Genomic DNA, 4,471 nt, shown 5'->3' with positions numbered 1-4,471 from the left:
ATACATTAAAAATAATCCCAAAGAGATTATAAGTTTATAGAAAATAAGATTAGCCACCCCTTGCCCCTCCTTTTAAAGAGGGGGGTTTAATATATGAAAATATATTGAGACCTTTCGGAGTTGTTTGTTTATTAGATAGTCCCGAATGGACGAAATATAAAAGCGATGGGTGTTAGCCCATCGAAAAAGAAATATAATAGGTGGGTTCTAAAAATTGATTTCTTCAAAAAAAATGATACAGTTTTGAGGATTTGAATTGTTAGAATCCCTCAATAGTAACTACTCTCCTTTGGAGGGGTTGGGGAGAGGTTAAAAAAGAATTCTACAAATATTAAATTTTAAACCTATTGATAATCAAACAGTTACAAAATTTATAAAGGTATCAAAAGTGACTTTTTGGACAGCATCAGAGTTTTCATAATGGTTTTTATATTTTTACCATTTTATGAAAGTATTTTTGTATCTCTTTTTGGGATAAAAAAGAAAAAAGTTTTCTTATATATATTTTGCAGTTGGAATAGTTTTTGTTTTTATAAGGAACTATTCTCATTTTTTATTTTTCATTCTACAGAACAAATTAATTATGCATTTAGAAATAGTCACACAGAGAGGTATTGTATTTAATAGTAATGTGGAGGTAGGAACGTTTTCAGGGTCGGATGGGAGTTTTCAGGTTTTAGAACATCATGCAAATATGATTTCTTGGTTGAAAATAGGAATAATAGAGATAAAGAGAAAGGAAGATGTGGTTTCTTTTTCTATCCAGGGTGGGGTTTTAGAAGTTTGTAACAACAAAGCCACGGTTTTGACAGACGAGGCGGTGCTACAAAAATAAAAAGACAATGAATACAGTATCAGTTCTTTTAGAGTTTGGAAAATTATTAATTCCTTCGGGCATCATTTTGTATGCTACATATCTATTAGTAAAGGTTTTTTTGAATAAAGAATTAGAAAAACATGTATTAGAAGCGAAGATGAAAGACAGACAGATAGTTCTTCCTTTGAAAATACAGGCGTATGAAAGAATGTGTTTGTTTTTAGAAAGAATATCTCTCCAAAATATTATACAGAGGGTCAATAATCCTGATATGACCTCGGGTGAATTACAAAGATTGCTGATACAGGAGATACGAAGTGAATTTCATCATAATCTTGCACAGCAGATTTATATATCCGAAAGTATTTGGATGGAAATAAAACAAGCAGTGGAGGAGCTGATAATGTTTATCAATAAAGAGAGTTTACATATCCCCCAAGATACCAAGAGTATTGATTTAATAAGGCATTTATTAGAGGAGAGTATTCGTATAGAAGAACAGGGAGTTTCTAAAGCTTTGAGAAATTTGAAAGAGGAGGCAAGGGGGGTTTTATAGGTTACGGTAGGATTCGGATAAAAAATGTAACTAAGGAATGGTTTTTAGAATAGTTTCGTAATAGGTAGGCAATAAAAGAGTATATGATACAAATACAATCTGTAACGGTAAAAAATTTCAAAATCTTTGGAGAAGAAATTTCTCTTCGGGTAGAGCACGATATTACAGTGCTTATTGGAGCAAATAATTCGGGAAAGACATCGCTTATCCAAGCAATTGCTTTGTGGAAATGGGCACTTGAAATATGGCTTCAAAAAGAAGGGAAAAAGAAAAAACAAAAAGAAGGAATCAGAACAGGGGTATCTCTGAATAGATTGGAAATTTCCCAATGCCCTGTAAAAAATATGCGATATTTTTGGCACAATACTCAGGTCAGAAAAGGAGTTACACCTATAGAATCTTCTATTACCATTACCTTTGAATACGAAAATACGGAATATACAAAAAAAGAAACAAACATAGAGATATTTTTTAAATACCACAGTCCCGATCTGATGTATTGTTACGTAAAAGATGCTTCTTCTTTAGATACTCTACAGCAAATAAATACTCTTTCTATCAATATTCTCTACGCAATGTCGGGAGTGAGTGAAAAAGAAGATTATCTTCTCAAAGAATCTATACAAAATTATGTAGGATTAGGGCAAACCGCTTCTGTTCTTCGAAATATATGCTACCATCTTTTTATAGATGATCCCCAGTCATGGGAAAAATTGGTAGATATTATGCAATCTTTATTTTCTGTGAACATAAATGTTCCTGTTAAAACGGGAACGGGAAAGATAGAAATATCCTATAATTATACAGAAAAGAAAAAAAAAACAGAGTATGATTTAGACATCACTATGGCAGGGAGAGGACAACAACAAATGCTTCTTATCCTATCTTATCTTTTATTGTATAAAAACTCTGTTTTGTTGGTAGATGAACCCGATGCTCATTTAGAGATTCTCAGACAAGCACAAATATTTTTGATACTAAAAAATTTAGTAAGAGAGTATAAAAGCCAGCTTATTATTGTTACCCATTCAGAAGTGATTCTGAATGAAACGAGCAACATAAATCTTATAACACCAGGATCTATAACCGAAATAACGGATAAACAAGAGTATAAATATATAATAAATGCTTTGAAAGATTTTGGTATAGAACACTATTACAAAGCATTGATAAACCCTCGTATTTTATACATAGAAAGCACTACGGATAAGGATATGCTCTTTGCTTTTGCAAAAAAAAAGGCTCATCCCTGTAAAAATATCCTTGAAAAAGATTTGCATTTTTATTATACACAAAATCCGAATAACGAAGAAAATTTGGGTCAAGCATTGGAGAGAAAGGGGGGATTATATGAGAACCACAAAAAACATTTTAATGCTTTAAAACAAGTAATTCCCGATATAAAAGGAATTGCTATTTTTGATTCGGATGGAAAAGAAAAACAAGAGGAAAGAGGTTCAGACCTTTGTGTTTTGTATTGGAAAAGATACGAATTAGAGAATTATTTTGTGACTCCCAAAACTATTTTTGCATACATAGAAAATTATTATAAAGACATTCCCGTTTTTAAAAATGAGAATAGAAAAATAATGAAAGAAATAGTAGATGCAGCAACTTTAAAGATTATTTTTGATACAAACACAAAAGCATGGAATGAGTATCAAGTGTTAACAGAAAACCTTCAAGATGTTTTTTTTCAAAATAATTCTACACGTAAAAAGATGAGTGATTTTGCAGAGAATATTTTTACAGAATTTTCTACGCGTACCAAGCATCCCATGCTCAAAAAAAAAGATTTTTATAAGCTCATAGATTTTTTAGAAATTATTCCCGATGAGGTACAAGAAAAATTAAACATAATGCAACAATATTTACAAACCGATAATACTTAACAAGAAGCAATTGCGCATTATAATCATACTTATATATTATAAAATTATTATAAAAAATGGAATTAAAAAAAGTAACATTACATACGGTGCATGAGCAGTTAGGAGCAAAGATGGTTCCTTTTGCAGGTTTTTCTATGCCACTCAAATATTCTTCGGATATAGAAGAACATACTTGTGTTCGCAATGGAGTTGGTATTTTTGATGTCTCACACATGGGAGAATTTTTAGTAGAAGGTGAAAAAGCTTTGGACTTACTCCAATATATTACTTCAAATGATGTTTCTAAATTAAAAAATGGTCAGGCACAGTATTCTTATTTTCCAAATGATACAGGAGGGATTATAGATGATATTTTAGTTTATAAGCATAACGATACAAAATACATGGTAGTAGTCAATGCCTCAAATATTGAGAAAGATTGGAAATGGATTTGCAAGCAGAATCATTTTGGTGCTACTGTCCATAATATATCGGATTCTCTTTCCTTATTTGCTGTTCAGGGACCAAAAGCATGCTTATGTTTGCAAAGTATTACCGAAATACATTTAGAATCTATACCCTATTATCACTTTGCAATTGGAAATATAGGCGGAATAGAAGATGTTGTTATTTCTGCTACGGGCTATACGGGTGCGGGTGGTTTTGAACTCTATGTAAAAAATGAATATGCGGCGCATTTGTGGAATGCTATTTTAGCATGTGGAAAAACATTTCACATACAACCTATAGGACTTGGAGCCAGAGATACATTACGTTTAGAAATGGGTTATTGTTTATATGGAAATGATATTGATGAAACTACTTCTCCTATAGAGGCAGGTTTAACATGGGTTACTAAATTTACAAAAAAATTTATAAACGATGCTTTTCTACTCCGTCAAAAAGAAAGAGGAGTTGAAAAAAAATTAGTAGGTATTCTCATGGAAGAAAGGTCTATTCCACGCTCTCATTATGAGATATATAACCTGCAAAATGAATGTATAGGCACGATTACCTCCGGTTGTTATTCTCCTACTTTACAAAGAGGTATAGCGATGGGATATGTAAAAAATATATTTTCAAAGCTGGATACGGAAGTATTCATAAAAATAAGAGAAAAATTTGTAAGAGCAAAAATAACAAAAACCCCATTCTTACAAATGAAATAAAACGAAAAAAATATCTAATAGAATATAATTTACTTTTTAAACTCACCATAATACTATG

Annotated in this window: 4 protein-coding genes; all 4 read left to right on the top strand. The window is 31.4% G+C overall.

Annotated elements, in window-relative coordinates; genetic code table 11:
- Positions 1–583: 583 nt before the first annotated feature.
- The 4 genes from atpC to gcvT all read left to right on the top strand — a co-directional run bounded on the left by atpC (position 584) and on the right by gcvT (position 4,413).
- Positions 584–835 (top strand): ATP synthase F1 subunit epsilon, encoded by a 252-nt coding sequence (gene atpC / locus QM536_00185; GenBank protein MDI9355434.1) that lies wholly within the window; start codon positions 584–586, stop codon positions 833–835.
- 7 nt (positions 836–842) lie between these two features.
- Positions 843–1,373, top strand: coding sequence for a hypothetical protein (locus QM536_00180; protein ID MDI9355433.1), 531 nt, complete (start codon positions 843–845; stop codon positions 1,371–1,373).
- Between the two features lie 83 nt (positions 1,374–1,456).
- Positions 1,457–3,265 (top strand): AAA family ATPase, encoded by a 1,809-nt coding sequence (locus QM536_00175; GenBank protein MDI9355432.1) that lies wholly within the window; start codon positions 1,457–1,459, stop codon positions 3,263–3,265.
- Positions 3,266–3,321: 56 nt separating this feature from the next.
- Positions 3,322–4,413, top strand: a complete 1,092-nt coding sequence (gcvT, locus tag QM536_00170) for a glycine cleavage system aminomethyltransferase GcvT (GenBank protein MDI9355431.1) — start codon at positions 3,322–3,324, stop codon at positions 4,411–4,413.
- The last annotated feature ends 58 nt before the right edge of the window (positions 4,414–4,471 follow it).

This window comes from Chitinophagaceae bacterium (assembly GCA_030053935.1).
Lineage (GTDB): Bacteria > Bacteroidota > Bacteroidia > Cytophagales > JASGCU01 > JASGCU01.
Note: the sequence above shows the minus strand (reverse complement) of the source record. Positions and strands in the feature narration are given on the sequence as shown.